This is a genomic window from Enterococcus sp. BWB1-3, from assembly GCF_016745275.1.
Taxonomy (GTDB): Bacteria; Bacillota; Bacilli; order Lactobacillales; family Enterococcaceae; genus Enterococcus_L.
Map to the genome: position 1 here is coordinate 1 of NZ_JADOEP010000040.1, position 16,314 is coordinate 16,314.

At 38.7% G+C, this 16,314-nt stretch carries 16 protein-coding genes; 3 read left to right on the top strand and 13 right to left on the bottom strand.

From position 1 onward, the window contains the following. Positions 1-96: 96 nt before the first annotated feature. The 3 genes from IW492_RS16985 to IW492_RS16995 all read right to left on the bottom strand — a co-directional run bounded on the left by IW492_RS16985 (position 97) and on the right by IW492_RS16995 (position 2,603). Positions 97-705: a YpmS family protein gene (locus IW492_RS16985; RefSeq protein ID WP_236671982.1), complete on the bottom strand. Its 609-nt coding sequence runs from the start codon at positions 703-705 to the stop codon at positions 97-99. Beyond that, positions 702-1,580, bottom strand: a complete 879-nt coding sequence (locus IW492_RS16990) for an SGNH/GDSL hydrolase family protein (RefSeq protein WP_202069205.1) — start codon at positions 1,578-1,580, stop codon at positions 702-704. Before IW492_RS16990 ends, IW492_RS16985 begins: the two co-directional genes overlap by 4 nt. Before the next feature lie 180 nt (positions 1,581-1,760). Beyond that, positions 1,761-2,603 (bottom strand): DegV family protein, encoded by an 843-nt coding sequence (locus IW492_RS16995; RefSeq protein ID WP_202069206.1) that lies wholly within the window; start codon positions 2,601-2,603, stop codon positions 1,761-1,763. A 112-nt stretch (positions 2,604-2,715) separates the two neighbouring features. Here IW492_RS16995 and trhA point away from each other — a divergent pair, with 112 nt between their 5' ends. Both trhA and IW492_RS17005 read left to right on the top strand, forming a co-directional pair. Beyond that, complete coding sequence (gene trhA, locus IW492_RS17000; protein WP_420705898.1) at positions 2,716-3,387, top strand: PAQR family membrane homeostasis protein TrhA; 672 nt, start codon at positions 2,716-2,718, stop codon at positions 3,385-3,387. A gap of 771 nt (positions 3,388-4,158) precedes the next feature. Beyond that, positions 4,159-4,362: a hypothetical protein gene (locus tag IW492_RS17005; RefSeq protein WP_202069208.1), complete on the top strand. Its 204-nt coding sequence runs from the start codon at positions 4,159-4,161 to the stop codon at positions 4,360-4,362. A 63-nt stretch (positions 4,363-4,425) separates the two neighbouring features. Here the strand turns inward: IW492_RS17005 and IW492_RS17010 are convergent, their stop codons facing one another. The 10 genes from IW492_RS17010 to obgE form a co-directional block, all read right to left on the bottom strand. Continuing rightward, entirely contained in the window at positions 4,426-4,938 is a 513-nt protein-coding gene (locus IW492_RS17010) for an adenine phosphoribosyltransferase (protein ID WP_202069209.1), read from the bottom strand. A gap of 2 nt (positions 4,939-4,940) precedes the next feature. Next, entirely contained in the window at positions 4,941-7,253 is a 2,313-nt protein-coding gene (recJ, locus tag IW492_RS17015; protein ID WP_202069210.1) for a single-stranded-DNA-specific exonuclease RecJ, read from the bottom strand. A gap of 256 nt (positions 7,254-7,509) precedes the next feature. Then, positions 7,510-7,911 (bottom strand): LapA family protein, encoded by a 402-nt coding sequence (locus tag IW492_RS17020; protein WP_202069211.1) that lies wholly within the window; start codon positions 7,909-7,911, stop codon positions 7,510-7,512. Positions 7,912-7,928: 17 nt separating this feature from the next. Then, positions 7,929-8,729, bottom strand: a complete 801-nt coding sequence (locus tag IW492_RS17025; protein ID WP_202069213.1) for an SDR family NAD(P)-dependent oxidoreductase — start codon at positions 8,727-8,729, stop codon at positions 7,929-7,931. A 17-nt stretch (positions 8,730-8,746) separates the two neighbouring features. After that, positions 8,747-9,676: a ribonuclease Z gene (gene rnz, locus IW492_RS17030; protein ID WP_202069214.1), complete on the bottom strand. Its 930-nt coding sequence runs from the start codon at positions 9,674-9,676 to the stop codon at positions 8,747-8,749. A gap of 68 nt (positions 9,677-9,744) precedes the next feature. Further along, positions 9,745-11,076, bottom strand: a complete 1,332-nt coding sequence (locus IW492_RS17035; protein ID WP_202069215.1) for a sensor histidine kinase — start codon at positions 11,074-11,076, stop codon at positions 9,745-9,747. A gap of 4 nt (positions 11,077-11,080) precedes the next feature. Beyond that, positions 11,081-11,764, bottom strand: coding sequence for a response regulator transcription factor (locus IW492_RS17040; protein WP_202069216.1), 684 nt, complete (start codon positions 11,762-11,764; stop codon positions 11,081-11,083). 166 nt (positions 11,765-11,930) lie between these two features. After that, positions 11,931-12,500 carry a DUF1269 domain-containing protein gene (locus IW492_RS17045; protein WP_202069217.1) on the bottom strand — a complete coding sequence of 190 codons (570 nt, stop codon included), beginning with the start codon at positions 12,498-12,500 and terminating at the stop codon, positions 11,931-11,933. Positions 12,501-12,518: 18 nt separating this feature from the next. Next, positions 12,519-13,082, bottom strand: coding sequence for a hypothetical protein (locus IW492_RS17050; RefSeq protein ID WP_236671983.1), 564 nt, complete (start codon positions 13,080-13,082; stop codon positions 12,519-12,521). A gap of 293 nt (positions 13,083-13,375) precedes the next feature. Continuing rightward, the gene (gene obgE, locus IW492_RS17055) at positions 13,376-14,689 is read right to left on the bottom strand and encodes a GTPase ObgE (protein ID WP_202069220.1); all 1,314 of its coding nucleotides are present in this window, start codon (positions 14,687-14,689) and stop codon (positions 13,376-13,378) included. A 465-nt stretch (positions 14,690-15,154) separates the two neighbouring features. Between obgE and gap the strand changes: the two genes are divergently transcribed. After that, positions 15,155-16,165 carry a type I glyceraldehyde-3-phosphate dehydrogenase gene (gap, locus tag IW492_RS17060; protein WP_202069222.1) on the top strand — a complete coding sequence of 337 codons (1,011 nt, stop codon included), beginning with the start codon at positions 15,155-15,157 and terminating at the stop codon, positions 16,163-16,165. Positions 16,166-16,314: the final 149 nt, after the last annotated feature.

The window sequence follows — 16,314 nt, forward strand, 5'->3', positions numbered from 1 at the left end:
TTTCAAAGTACTATCAGATAACACTAGCTGTCCGTTCGTTTATTCAGTGGGTTAATACGGTTCCTACACAGGTGATCGATCGGTTATGCTTATAATTCAAATTCTTTTACAGGTTTTATATAGTTTTAATAATATATATTTTTCACTGGGATTAACTTCAACCCACCCCGGCAAATTGTAGTCCCTTTTCACAAAATTCAGAATATCCTTTATAGGAAGCCCTAGTGTTCCTATAGAGAGACTTTTGGCTTTTAGCTGAACATTGCCTCCGTCAACAACATAGGGATCAAAATAGAGATTAAACTGAATCGGATAACCCAGAACTTTAAACGTTCCTGTCAGCATGGCTTCATTTTCAAGATAAAAGTCATACGTAATATCAGTGTCTTTTTGGAACTCATTAAAAAAAAATTCAATTAATGAATTGATTTGCTGTTTGTTGGACTGGATACTCAGAACCGGGGTTCCCTCTATACTGGTTGTTTGGGATGAATTAATGTTTGGTTCTCTCACCTGGGTAACTCTAATTCCTATAAACAAAATGATTCCAGCTAAAATCCCGATAATTGTCAGACAGGCAATTTTCCATGGGTTCAGCTTTTTTTTAGGCTGGCTATTCTGATGACTATTCGTCTTTTTCATCTTTTTTGTTTTCTTCTTTGTTTTTTTTGATTTTATTTCTTCTGATCCTGCCATAGGCTTCATTCACTCTCCTTGAACAGCCATTCGTCTTTAGTTTTTATTATTATTTCTCTCACTGCATTTGCCATTAACTGATAGCCAATATTATTCGGATGGAAATGGTCCTCCTCATAAATAGCATTATTCGTGATCGCTTTAGAGCTTGTGTCTTCTTCCGCTCCGGTTATACCGACATCGCCATCTACACCTTTATACAACAAGTCATTAATCGGAATAAAATACATGTTATTCTGCTCAGACACAGTTTCTTCTGTTCCATCATTCCAATTGTTCACAATCTGCTGCATCTCAATGATTTCCGGAAAATAAAGATAAAATGGATTGTAAATGCCTAATATGTATACAGGTGCAGCTTCATTATATTTTCGAATTTCATTCAAGAGTGAGCTGATTTGCCCCTGATAGTTTTTCAGAGGTTTTTTGAAAGACTCCACTGTTAAATTGAAGACATCCCCTTTTATTACTTTCATCAGGTCATTACCCCCAACTGTCAAAGTAATTAAATCAGCTTCACCCAACTGTTTCTGAATATCTTCACTCTTTTTTATCCGCTTCAAAATTTGATCACTTCGATCACCATTTTTACCAAAGTTTTCAACATCAACTGCATTTACATTATATCGATCTTTAATTTCATTAGCCAAAATTGGTACAAAGCCGCCGGAATTTGTCAGATCACCGACTCCTTCTGTTAAGGAGTCACCAATAGCAACATATTTAATAATATCCTTGTTGTTCTCATTGGGGACACTTGTTTTTTGTGTATTAAAATAAGGCTGAGCTTTAGGTACTATAAAAAAAAGCAACAGCAAGGTAAGCAGAGCCGCTCCAAAAGGAACTACAAGCATCAGCCAATTTTTTTGAAAAAAGTCTTTCATCTTCAGCCCCTCTTTCATTCTCAAAAAGAGAGCAGGAGCTCTATCAGCTCGGATATCCTCCTGCTCTTCAATCTCAATATGTGATAAAACAGATACATTTCACAGCTTGATACGAAAAGCCAAGCAACTCGATGACTCATCGTCTCTGCTTGGCTTCTGAAACATCCAATTTAAACGTTCTTATTTTGTATAGTACATTATTGCAAAGGCGCCTTTACCAGTATGTGTAGCAATCACCGGATTTGTATGCAAAACAGGAATATCCATATCAGGGAACAGTTTTTGCAGCCCATCTTTGAAATAGTTTGCCAGTTCTAAACCATCCGCATGAGAAATCCCAATCTGACGGATATTAGAAAGTTTTTCCAGTTCAGTCTTTAGTTCATCAAACCATTTATTAAATGTTTTAACGCCGCGTCCCTTTATAACTGGAATTAATTCTGAATGATCAAAGTCCATGACCACTTTCATATTAAATATATTTGACATCAATCCAGTTGCACGGCTGATTCTTCCGCCTTTAACCAGATTGTCCAGTGTAGAAATACCTATAAACAGTTTTGTATTTTCTTTAACATGCTCTACTTTAGCCAAAATTTCAGGAGTATCTGCACCATTTTGAGCCAGCTTCGCAGCTTCAATCACTTGGAAAGAGAGCCCTTGATCTACAAAATCGCTGTCGATGACCGTTACCTTGCTGGAAGTCAGATTGCTTGCCTGTCTGGCAGCCTCAACTGTTCCGCTCAACCCTTTTGTCATATGGATAGAGATAATCTCACTGCCGTCTTTTCCAAGTTCATCATACAGTTCGACAAATTCTCCAATTGGCGGCTGACTGGTTTTGGGTAAAGCCTTTGCTTCCTCCATCATATGCATAAACCGTTCGCCTTCTAAATGGTCATCATCAGGATAGACAACACCGTCTATCATAACGGATAAAGGAATCATGTGGATATTTAAATTGTCCCGTACTTCCTTTCTCATCGTACAGGAGGAATCAGTCACAATTTTTACATTTGTCATAAAATTAACCACTCTTTCTTTAAAAACAACCTTCATTCATGATAGAATGATTATATGGTTTCAGTTATGGATATAGTATAACAGACCGAAAATAATTTTTCATCAAATTAAAATGAAGGAAGTTGATTTCTTGGAAAAAGCTGGATTTTCCCGCAAATATCTAATTGTCAATGAAGTACTCAATGCTGTTACCCATGGAATCGGCTTTGGTCTGAGTATTGCAGGCCTGGTCATATTACTGGTAAAAGGAACAAATTTGGACTCGGCGCTTTATGTTGTCTCTTATGCTCTATATGGTTCAACACTGATTTTGCTGTTTCTCTCTTCCACGCTGTTCCACAGTCTGATTTTCACTAAGGCGAAGAAAGTTTTTCAGGTATTTGATCACAGCTCCATCTTTTTATTGATTGCAGGGAGCTATACACCATTTTGCCTGTTAAGCGTGCAGGGGTGGTTAGGCTGGACACTGTTTGGATTGATTTGGTCATTGGCTATTGCAGGAGTTGTTTATAAATCGGTCACTCTGCATAAACAGGATACTGTAAAATATGCTTCAACTGTTATTTATATAATTATGGGCTGGTTGTGTCTGATTGCAGCAAAGCCGTTGTATGAAAGCTTGAGTTTTACGGGTCTGGCACTTTTAGTTTCCGGAGGCGTTTCATACACGCTGGGAGCACTATTCTACAGCTTAAAAAATGTACGGTTTATGCATGTTGTCTGGCATCTATTCGTGATGGCCGGAGCAGGTTTTATGTTTTTTTCAGTTTTATTTTTCACTTAAATAAGATAGCGCGGATTATTTTTATTATTCCGCCGCTGTCTTTTTGTTTTTCTTAAGAATTAACTCTATACAGAATTACATTTTATTTTTTATCATTATTTTTCTATCTGTAAAACTAAAATATAAATCTCCATACTACCTTGTCTCTATTTTTCCACTTTCGATAAGTTCTTCCCGTTAGTTTTGAAGTAGTCCCTTTTCTACTTCTCCATCATCGCTACCCATAGCTTTTGAAGCTGCTTCTCTATTCGTTTAGTAATTTTCATCTCATAATGTGTCTTTAAAATCAATATTTTCGAGGTCAAACTCAGTATTCTGAATATATTAAGAGTTTATTCCCCATAAGTTTAACAGATCTCGTTCAAAATTTATTTTAGAATAGGCTTTCATTATTTCTCCATCCGTAGGCTCCCATTGTTTCTGCTATTTCGTTCTAATATTTTAGTTCCATTTTTTACCTGTATACGATACGTCCGTCCTTTCTATTCGTTTATACTGAAATTAAAATTCCAGTTCATAACCATAAATTATATCATTCGCATATTCTTTACCAACACTAAACCAGTACTTTCCAAACAGCTCTTCCTCTATAGTGCTAGTTGTATCAGCAGATTTCTTTTCAATAACCTTTGCCTCTTTCTTTTTAGTGATCGTTTCACCAGCAGCAGAAAAAAAGAATAAAAAAATGAGTATTTGTACTTTACAAAGCGAACAAACATTCGTATAATATAAATACGAACACAGGTTCGAATTTCTCGTGAGGTGATAATAATGAAAGCAGTACGTCGTGGTGGCTTTATATTTTTTGTTTTGTTGATTGGTATTTTTTTGGGTACATTGGGCTTACCAGCTGCATTGCTAATCGTCAGTCCTCTCTTTATCATCTGGTTCATGCTTTGGGATGAAAAACGTTATACTGAAGAACGCAGAAGACAGGAAAGTCAGCAATATTCTGTCTACCGAAAATATCATTAAGATCGAGCAGATCCTATTATAAAAAAACGGTGTGAAGGAAAATTCCTCACACCGTTTTACTGTTTAATAATCCATTAAGGTTACAATTTCATAATTAGAGATTTTATCTCTCCCATGCAGCTCCTTCAGCTCAATCAGGAAGGCACAGCCGACAACGATACCGCCTAATTGTTCGATTAATTCAGTTGTTGCTTTAATTGTACCGCCTGTAGCAAGTAAATCATCGCAAATCAGCACTCTTTGTCCAGGCAGAATTGCATCTTTATGGATAGTTAAAGTATCTGTACCGTATTCTAAATCGTACGTCACTTCAATCGTTTCACGAGGCAGTTTACCTTTCTTGCGAACTGGAGCAAAGCCAACACCAAGCTCATAGGCAACTGGACAGCCAACGATAAATCCTCTGGCTTCAGGCCCCACAACCATATCAATCCTTTTTTCTTTTGCGTAATCAACGATTTGCTTCGTTGCTTCACGATAAGCATCTCCATTTGCCATCAAAGGAGAGATATCTCTAAAGATAATTCCTTCTTCGGGATAATCAGGGATACTTGCAATATAATCTTTCAAATTCATACTTATTCTTCCTCCTCGTTCAACAGCCAGCTCAGCAATGCTTTACGATCGCTATATAGTAAAAATTCTTCTACCTTAATTTTCTTCAATCGTTTTTGATAGACTTCACTTTCTGTCAACGGATGATTTTCAGGGGTATCAACATTTCTTAAAATGCCGTCTTCTATTGTAACAAATCCCAAATCAAAAAACACCTGAATCATGAAAATTAATAGTTTTTCCTGGATTTGCAGATAATTTGAAACAGTATCCAATTTATAACGAACATCCAATGTTCCCTGTTTACGAATCAATGCATAAAGCTTTGAAAACTGCTCCCTTGATCCAGTTCCATTCAAATAAGCTTCATCAGTGGAAAGACCTAAAAGATAAATACGATTGACATTGACGCCTTCAATCAACTGTTTAATATCATCCAATTCATCAGGACAATCGACAATAACTAATTGTTCAATTGTCATCCCGTTTGTTTCAGATAAAAGCTGCTCAGACGACTCATAGTAGAGCATATTTCCTATATCAGTTTTTAAAAGTTTGACACTTTCCTTTTGAAAATAAACAAATAACGTATTCTTCTCTGGAATGTCTTGCTGCTGGTTCGCTTTCCCTCTTAAATCAAACAATTGGATATCTTCTATGGAATAGTCTTCTGCCATTAACTGAGGCTTTTTATTACCATTCCATTCATTTATAGAGAGCTTCCCTGCAATATTACAACGGTTTTCAGCAAATTCTTTGGCGTCTTTACCCATTTGGAATGCAATGACATCCAGCGAAGCAGAGCCGTCAGTTATCTGCAGCTTCAAATGATCTTGCTGCGCCCCGATTTGTCGAACCTGAATAGCATCCACCTTTTTATAAGAGAAATTCGGCATCGGATTATCTGTTCCAAAAGGAGCGAGCAGCTTTAACTGGTTGATAAAAGAGAGTGTTGTCTCTTCTATTGTAAGAACTTCATCGATCTGCAATTCCTGTCCCTGTGAAAGGTCAATTGCATTTTTCTCAATATAATGAATCAGCTGCTCTTTCAGTACATCAATATTTTCCACAGGCAGTGTCATTCCGGCAGCCATATGGTGCCCGCCAAAATGAGTAAAGAGCTCTCTCTTTTCATTTAATGCATCATACATATTCAACGCAGACACACTTCTTCCTGAGCCTTTAGCGGTTGATCCGTTCTCATCAATCGTCAAAACGATTGTCGGTTTCCCTGTTTCCTGCATGATACGACCTGCTACAATCCCCAAAACACCTTCATGCCAACCTTTTTGAGCTAAAACATGGATAGAAGATCTCAAATCAAGTAAAGTAAAAGCCTCTTCCGTGATTGTTTCGACAATCTTTTTACGTTCATTATTTTTTTCTTCGATAAATTTTGCAATACTCAATGCTTCGTCTTCATCAAAGGTCGTCATTAATTCAACTCCTGGAGCTGCTTCTCCCAGTCTTCCAAGTGCATTTAAACGAGGACCAATCGCAAAGCCAATATTTTCTTCAGAAATTTCTTCTTTTTTTAAGCCGGCTGAGTGAATCAACGCATCTAATCCGATACGATCTCCCGATTGAATCATCTTGAGCCCCATCTGAACCAACATCCGATTTTCCCCGGTTAATGAAACCAAATCGGCAATCGTCCCAATAGCAACCAGATCAAAAAACTCAGTGGGAGTCTCTCCAAGTAAAGCTGAAGCAACTTTGAACGCCACGCCGACTCCAGCTAAATCACCAAAAGGATAGTCTCCCTTGGGATGTTTAGGATGAATCACAGCGAGGGCATCCGGTAAAATTTCGGGCAATTCATGGTGATCTGTAATAATTACATCAATTCCCTGTTCTTTTGCATAGTTTACAGCTTCATGTCCGGCTACACCGTTGTCCACAGTAATGATCAGCTGAATGCCGCTTTCAATCTTTTCTTTAAAAACAGACAAATTCGGGCCATACCCGTGAATAAATCGATTGGGTAAAAAATAATCTACTTCTCCGCCAATCAGCTCAACAGCTTCTTTCATCACCGTAGTACTGGTAATACCATCTGCATCATAATCACCGTATACCAGAATCCTTTCTCCCTGTTCAACGGCCTGCTGGATTCGTTCAATTGCCTTATCCATTTCGTAAATTAAAAAAGGATCATGAAGTGCTTCAATTGAGGGAGTTAAAAAAAGGGCCAGCTGTTCAGATGTTTGTATGCCTCTTTGCCACAGCAGCTTGCCAACCAGCGGACTAATATTTTTTTCATTCAGTAATTCTGTAAATTCTTCTGAAAAGACTGGATTTTCAGGATATTTCCATATATACTTAGATTTTTTCACATCGTCACTCCTAACCAAGTAATTATAACAAAATCAGGATCAAAACTAAAGATAAGTCCATCATTTGAAATTAGGAGAATTGATTTCTACAATAATCCTTATGTTAATCAATCAAAATCTTTGGTCCGCCTTTTTATGCACAAAAAAAGTCCAAGTATTACTAAAAATACCAGACCTTTCTTGTTCCAATGAGCGAAGCAACAGTAAAACAAACATGACATGCTTCAAGCTGTTGCTCTAGCCTATTCTAATTTATTTACTCTGAAAAAGGCTCTTCCTTCTCTTTTAATTCTACTGGCAAACCTTTTTCCTCAAGTAAGTGATCATACTTTTGCTGAATTTCAGCCAGTTTATTTTCATTGCTTCTCTCTGTTCGTTCAACAGCTTCCTTGACAAGCTTGTCAGACTCATCTTTGTATGAATCTCTTTCTTCAATCAGGTTCTTAATCCGCTTTTTTTGATCCAAAATTGTTGTAACTGAAGTAATCAGCCCTACTATTGCTCCAATAATGGCAGAGCCCAGTATAATTAATATAAGCGGTCCGGAAATTTTAGCGAAACCAAAACTTACAGGAACACTTTGACTGTTCAGCACAGCAAAAATCACAATAACCAACATAAGAAGAAACCCTACTATAACACGCCACTGATTCTTCATCTCAATTCCCCCACCATCTATTTTTTGTTAAAGATACTTACCGCCAAAAGATCACCCAAATGCGGCAGAAGAGTGTAGAGTCGTGCTGCACCTTCCATGATTCTTGGTCGATTTATTTCACGTTTATAGGTGCCCATACTCTGCACTATTTCATTGGCAAGCTGCTGAGGATCTAAGACGAAGAGTCCTAATGATTCCAAATAATCTCCTGAAGGATCCGCCTGATCAAAAAAGTTTGTTGCGATCGGTCCGGGATTCACTGTTGTTACAGCAATTCCTAAAGGTCTCAGTTCAAGACGAAGCGCATTTGAAAAACCTAAAACGGCAAATTTTGTTGCAGAATAAATACTTGTTTTAGGCGTTGCCATTTTCCCAGCCATTGAAGCAACATTAATAATATGTCCACTCTGACGTTCTGCCATCCCCACTGCAATTTTCTGAGTAAAGACCATCATCCCCAGAACATTAACATTAAACATATTTCGTGCAACATCTAAATCTGTATCGAGAAAGTTATCGAAAATACCAAAACCGGCATTATTTACAAGAATATCCACAGCACCCACTTCTTCAGTTATTCGGCCAATCACATAATCCACATTTTCAGGATCAGATATATCCAGCTGGAAAGAAAACGCTTTTTTGCCGCTTAGCTCTTCACAGCGCTCTTTAACCTTACCGATTAGATTAATACGTCTGGCACATACTACTACAACAGCTCCTCTGCAAGCTGCTTCGTAGCATACTTGTTCACCCAAACCAGCTGAACCGCCAGTTACTACAACCACCTTATCATTTAAATCCTGCCAAAACCTCATTTTTTCTCCTCCTGCTTCTATTTTCGGAATGGAACATCCAGAATATCCATATCCTTAACCGCTGTTACAAATGGGAATAATTCTTTTGCTTCATCTTCAAGCTGAATAATATCTCTTGTTAAATACCGGGCACTGATGTGTGTTAAAACCAGCTGCTTAACCTGTGCTTCTTTGGCTATCTCGGCAGCCTGATGACTGGTGGAATGATAATAGTTCTTTGCCATTTTTGATTCATCCTTATTAAAGGTACTTTCGTGCACTAAGACATCTGCATTTTTACCAAGTATAACACTATTCGCTGTTTTTCTGGTATCTCCTAAAATAGTAACGATTCTTCCGGCTCTCTTTTCTCCGACAAAGTCTTTTCCATTGATCACCTGTCCATCCTCAAGCTCCACTGTTTCTCCACGTTTTATCTTACCATATAAAGGACCTGATGGGAGACCCAATGCCTGAAGCTTTTCTACTTGAAGTTCACCTTCATGATCGGATTCAACAATCCGGTAACCAAAACTCAAGATTCCATGCTCTAAAGGCAGACACTCAACCTTAAACTGTTTATCTTGAAAAACGATACCGCCATCCGTCAGCTCATGAAAAACAATAGGATAAGACAGACGTGTCTTTGACACATTTAAAGAGGTTTCAATAAATTTTCGAATCCCTTCCGGTCCATAGATATCCAACTGTTCATCCCCACCTTGAAATGAACGGCTGCTCAGCAGTCCCGGCAAACCAAAAATATGGTCTCCGTGTAAATGGGTAATAAAAATTTTTTCGATTTTTCTTGGACGAATGGTACTTTTTAAAATTTGAAGCTGTGTTCCTTCACCGCAGTCAAACAACCAGACAGCATTTCGCTCATCCAGCAATTTCAAAGCGATACTGCTTACATTACGGTGTTTCGCTGGTACTCCAGCACCTGTACCTAAAAATTGTAATTCCATTGGTTCCCTTACTTTCCATTAGATTTCTTCTTCATTTTAGAAGAAAGCAGCCTCATTGGCAAATAAAATTATTTTATCGGTAAAATAACCGTAAAAGTTGTTCCTTTCGGTGTTGTATCTGATACTGATATTTTACCATGATGACTTTCAGCAATCCATTTAGCAATGGCCAGTCCAATTCCGTAGCCGCCGGTTTTTCTGTTACGTGACTGATCGCCTCTGTAAAAGCGATCAAAGATCTCTTTTTTCTGTTCGTCTTCAATTCCGATCCCCTGATCAACCACATTAATAATCCATTCATTTCTCTCTACTTTAGAACTTAACAAGACCTGATCCCCTTCATTTGTATATTTTAATGCGTTGTCCAAAAGAATAATCAGCAGCTGCTTGATTTTTTGGCGGTCAATCGCTGCCTGTCCTTCTTTTTCGATATTAATCTTAAGTTCTTTATTTTCTGCTTCTGCAAGCTCCTGATACGGAGTCAGAGAAGTTAATAAAAAGTCTTTTATATTGACCGTTTCTTTATCGAGAATAACAGCGTTTGAATCAGAACGTGCCAGCAGCAGCAGGTCGCTTGTTAATTCGCTAAGTCGCTGAACTTCTGTCAATGAGGCAGCAATAGTTTCTGATTCCTCAAGAATCGTATGATTCGGCTTTGTAAACAGCTTTTCAAGCTTAGCCTGAATAATGGTTAACGGCGTTCGTAATTCATGAGAAGCATTTTCTACAAATTCCAGCTGTTTTGCCCAGGAAACCATAATCGGCTTCATCGACCATTTCGACAGGAAATAGCTTAAAATAATCGAAAGAACTCCAAATACAACCATACAAACAATAAGTATCTGTTTTACCCGCTCAATGGTTCCTTTAATAGGATCAGTATTAGTCAAAATCTGGACATAGGCAACATCGGAAGTTTCATCGCCAATAATCGGCACCGTAATGGAGCGAAACTGCAGCACTCTTTCGTTGCTGTCCTTCACTGTAATGCTATTGATGGTATTCAAACTCTCAGTAGATAATTTTACATTCTGAAGGTCATCATATCGTGAGCCTAGACTGTCCTCATTTATAATTTCACCCTCAGCTGTCCATAAGATTACCTGCTGCTGGAAACTGTTTTTAGGCGGTATTTTATCTTCACTATTATTTCCATTTCCTATAATCGGATCATTTTGCGGCAATTGACCAAAGCGATCGAAATGAGCCATTTTTATTTGCATATTTAGGAACTGATCATTTTCAGACATCCTCGTAAGCTCTGTGTCAACAGATTGATAAATAGAGGTTTGAAGAAGTTGAAAGACAATGATTCCGAGGATTAGAAAAATACTGGAAAATGAAATCATGTTCACTACAAAATAACGAATTCGTTGATTTTTAGTTCGTTGTTCCTTCATTGTCTCACTGACCTTCCTCTTCCGGCTGGAATAAATAGCCGACATTTCTCAATGTTTTAATCCATTTATCCAGTTCAAACGGTTTTAAATGTTTTCTCAGGTTACTCATGTACACTTCGACAACCGTCAGGGTCGTATCTGACTGAAAGCCCCAAATACGATCAAACAACTGATCTTTTGTAATAATTCTCCCTTTATTCTGCATGAGATATAAAAGTAAATCAAATTCTTTTCCCTGAAGCTGAATATCCTGTTGTTGATAGTGTACTTGCCGATTGTTGATTTCAATACACAGCTGGCCTATTCTCAATTCGTTTTTCGGATTTAGTCCGAGAGATCTGCGAAGCAGTGCCTGCACTCTCATTAACAGCTCTTCTCTATGGAACGGTTTTGTTAAATAATCATCTCCCCCATTCTTAAAGCCATTCACTTTATCCTCCAGACCGTCTTTCGCAGTTAAAATCAAAACCGGTGTATAGATCTTTTTTTCTCTTAGTTTAGTCAGTACCTGTTCTCCTGAAAGACTTGGAAGCATTAAATCAAGTACGATTAAATCGTAGACTTCTCTTTCTCCTTCATAAAGTCCCTCTTCCCCATCGTAAACCTGCTCAACTTCACCGATTTCAGATAATATCTCACTGATACTATCTGACAATATTTCGTCATCTTCCACTAAAAGTATCTTCAACCTACTCTCCCCTCTCTATTACTCAAATTAAAGACTCCTAAATCAACAATAGAAGGGTACGACTAATCTGGTCTACCGGATTGTCCCACCCTTTCAAACTAGTTTTTAATTCGTTGCTCATTGGTTCATTCAACAACAAAGATTCTGACACATTCACACTTATTGCTTATTGATCGTCTGAATTATTATCTTTTGCGTTTTCTGTCCACGCATTATTTGCCGCATCTTTGACTTTCTTTTCAACAGTTTTTGCTTTATCCAGTTCCTGCTCGACATCCTCATAAACAAGGCGAGTAATCTCTCCTCCCAGTTCGTTCATCACTAACTGATTTAAGGGACGGTTATCATCTTCATCTGCAATTAAGACTAAACCGGTATGTCCTTCCGTAATTTTATTCGACATATGTTCGAAAACTGATTGCGCATTTCGAAGCTCTTTGGCGTCTTGTGTTGCTCCGATCATACTTCCCGCAAACCAGCCCAGCAAAATACCCAGAGGACCGCCCAAAATTCCAATGACCATCCCGATAAAACTACTTTTAGCAGTACGGTCATTCCCTGTAAAATCAAGGAAGTCATTGATTTTGAATTGGTGTACTCCAGTATTAACATGTGTCACAACCGCCATCTGTTCCCCCTTAATCTGCCGTTCTGCATATAACCTCTTCAATTCAGAAAATGCTTGGTACGCCTGACTTTCAACTTTAAAATTCATGATGATTACACGTCTTGACATTTGATCACCTCATTTAGTTTATTCCTTTATTCTATCAGCAAAACCTGTGTAAGAACAATAAAATAACCTGCATTTTGTTATCTTCCTCCTTGGCCGCCCGTCTGTCTGTCGAAAGCTGCTAAGCCCATCCTGAGAAACAGAAGTCGTCTGTTCGTTCAGTGTACCCAATTCTGAGCCTCTGCTGTAACTGCCGTTTTGATAGAATCCAAAGCTTGATGTTCCTGTACTTTCACCGCCTGAATATAACGCAAGAGTTTTTCTCGAAACTATTTCAGACATGTTAACAACAACATAATCAAAGTTCTTGGAAGTCTTGAAAGCAGCTACTTCATTTCCATCAGCAGCCTGTAAATGAATAAGTGTATCAGCCTGTTGTGTAGAATTTAAATAGATGACTGCTGCTGTCTGATCAGAAGTATCACTAATACCAATCCAATAGCCACCCCTGAGTTTCCGCTGGCAATCAAAGTCATTAAATGCCCCTTCATAATCAGGGACACTATTCTCGCCGTTGAACGGACTATCAATAATCAACGTGCCGTCTGTCGTCATTGTCACCCCTGTCTCCTTCGACTTCAACATAAATTGTGCTGCCGTTTATTTCCAGATACTTGCTGCTGTTATAATCGCCGATAGGGTCGCCAAATCTGTTCCCGACAAATGTACCAGCGTTGCCGTCGCTTCCTCCGGCTGCATTCTTTCATTTCAATGCAATCCCTCCCTTACAGTTCAAAGTATAGGTGAGCCAGCATAAAATAAGCTTAAAAAAAACGCCGCAGCAACAGAGAAGGTCTCTGTGACTGTGAAGCGTTTCATACATTTATTTTTTTGCTAAACTGAACTTGCGAAAATTAAATTTCTTTCAAATTCAGAAATTATTCAACAAATTCAAATTCAAAGCCGCCGATTCGAACGATATCACCATCTTTTGCTCCACGGGCACGCAGCGCTTCATCAACGCCCATTCCCCGCAGCTGTCGAGCAAAACGCATAACCGTTTCATCATGATCAAAATTAGTCATTTGGAATAGTTTTTCCAGAGATTCTCCAGACAACACCCAAGCTGCATCTGAATCACGGTCAATTGTAAATTCCGGACCCTCTGACTGGAAGCCGTAACGGACTGTTTCTTCCTCAACCTCATCTGTGTAAAGAGGAAATTCAGGAGTCACATCCAGCAAATCAGCAGTAGCATTTAACAATGGTTCCAGTCCTTTTTTAGACACACCTGAAACCGGAAAAATAGGTAGTTCATCTGCATACTCATCTGTGCGCTCTTTGGCAATTTCTTCTTTGAATTTCTTCAGATTTTCTTCTGCTTCGGGCATATCCATTTTATTCGCTACAATAATTTGAGGACGTTCCATTAAACGAAGATTATGAGAAGCCAGCTCTTTATTAATAGCTTTATAATCCTCGTATGGATCTCTGCCTTCCATTCCGCTCATGTCAATTACATGGAGAATAACTCTTGTCCGCTCAATATGTCTCAGAAACTGTGTGCCGAGTCCGACTCCCTGAGAGGCCCCTTCGATCAGACCGGGCAAATCCGCCGCTGCAAAGCTTCGACCATCGCTAGTGGTCACCATACCGAGATTGGGAACCAAAGTTGTAAAGTGATAGGCACCAATCTTCGGTCTGGCTGCTGATATAACAGACAGCAAGGTAGATTTCCCGACAGAAGGAAAGCCGACTAAACCGACATCTGCCAAAACTTTTAATTCCAGTTCAATTCTTCTTTCCTGACCTGGTTCACCATTTTCAGCGATTTCCGGAGCCGGATTTCTGGCAGAAGCAAAACGGGTATTTCCACGACCGCCGCGACCGCCTCTGGCAATAATCAGCTCCTGACCATTTTCAATTAAATCACCAATCAAGACGCCTGTATCAGCATCCCGTACTGTTGTTCCCTGAGGTACTTTGACATAAAGATCTTCTGCACCTCTTCCATGCATACTTTTACTCATTCCATTTTCACCTAAAGGAGCTTTAAAATGACGGTTAAAACGAAAATCCATTAAAGTACGCAACCCTTCATCCACCACAAGAACTACATTACCACCATTACCTCCGTCTCCGCCGGCGGGTCCCCCATCAGGTACATACTTTTCTCTTCTGAAAGCAACCATCCCATCTCCGCCTTTACCGGCTTTGACATCAATGACTACTTGATCTAAAAACATGGACATACGATTGTCCTCCTAATTCAATTAATTATCTGTTATCTTTTGATTGCTGAGACATTCCATGAACGCTTCTTCATATTAACAGGCACAATTATTTACACTATCATTATTCTTTCAAACATGCAAGAATCCCTCTACCTATCCTGCAAATAAAATAAGGCCCAGCCACTCAAAATTCTAGTGTAAGTATAGCATAAATCACTTTCAATAAAAAACTTCTTTACAGTAAAATTGCAGTTTTTCTCAGCATAATTTTATTGAAGATTGTTTTTTTCTGTATCTTATTGAAATCAAACTGATTTTTCTATTTATTGCTGCTCATCACAGGAGAAAGTAAAGAACCTCGACATAGTAAGTGGTATCTTTTGACAAAATGATGCTGTGCGCGCAAAATTATACGTGTAACATCAGGTAAAAAAAGAAATTTTTATTTCTTTTGTTTTATAAATTTGAAGGAGGAATAACCCTATGACAGTAAAAGTAGGAATTAATGGATTTGGACGAATTGGCCGTCTAGCTTTTCGCCGTATTAAAGAAGTCTCAGATGATATTGAAGTGGTTGCAATCAACGATTTAACGAGTCCGACAATGCTGGCTCAATTGCTTCAATTTGATTCTACTCACGGAACCTATCCAGGCTCAGTCACAGCAACAGATGATTCCATTGTTGTAGATGGTGAAAAAACACGAGTTTACGCAGAACCTGATGCAAGTAAAATCCCATGGGCAAAAGAAAACAGCGTAGACATCGTACTTGAATGTACTGGTTTCTATACCTCTGAAGAAAAAGCAAAAGCTCACTTAGAGGCCGGCGTAAAACGTGTTGTTATCTCTGCCCCTGCAGGAGCAATGAAAACCATCGTTTTCAATATCAATGATGATACATTGACACCAGATGATACAATTATTTCGGCCGGATCCTGTACAACAAATTGTCTAGCTCCAATGGCCTATTTCTTAAATAATGAATTTGGAATTGAAGTTGGTACAATGACCACAGTCCATGCATACACGTCTACTCAAATGTTATTGGACGGTCCGGTAAAAGGCGGTAACTTGCGTGCTGCTCGTTCAGCTGCTGATAATACCATTCCCCATTCAACAGGTGCTGCAAAAGCAATCGGTTTGGTTATTCCGGAATTAAACGGTAAATTACAGGGACATGCACAACGTGTACCTGTTGTAGATGGTTCATTAACGGAATTAGTTTCTATTCTTAAGAAAAAAGTGACAGCTGATGAAGTCAATGAAGCAATTAAGAAACATACGGTTGATAATCCATCATTTAGTTATGATGACCGTGAAATTGTTTCAGGGGATGTTATTGGTACAACAGAAGGGTCCATCTTCGATCCTACTCAAACCGAAGTAACCACTGCCGGCGATTTTCAACTGGTTAAAACCGTTGCTTGGTATGACAACGAATATGGTTTCACCTGCCAAATGATTCGGTTGCTTGAAAAATTTGCAAACTTATAATCGTTTGTGCTGATTATTCAGTAATACTGAAATCAAAACCTCCAGTGTGAACTGGAGGTTTGCTCTGCGGCTGAAAGCCTCTATTACCGGCCAGAGCCTGAAAGGCCCACTGAAGAAAGGTCTCCCGCTAGCACCACAATTACTCACGA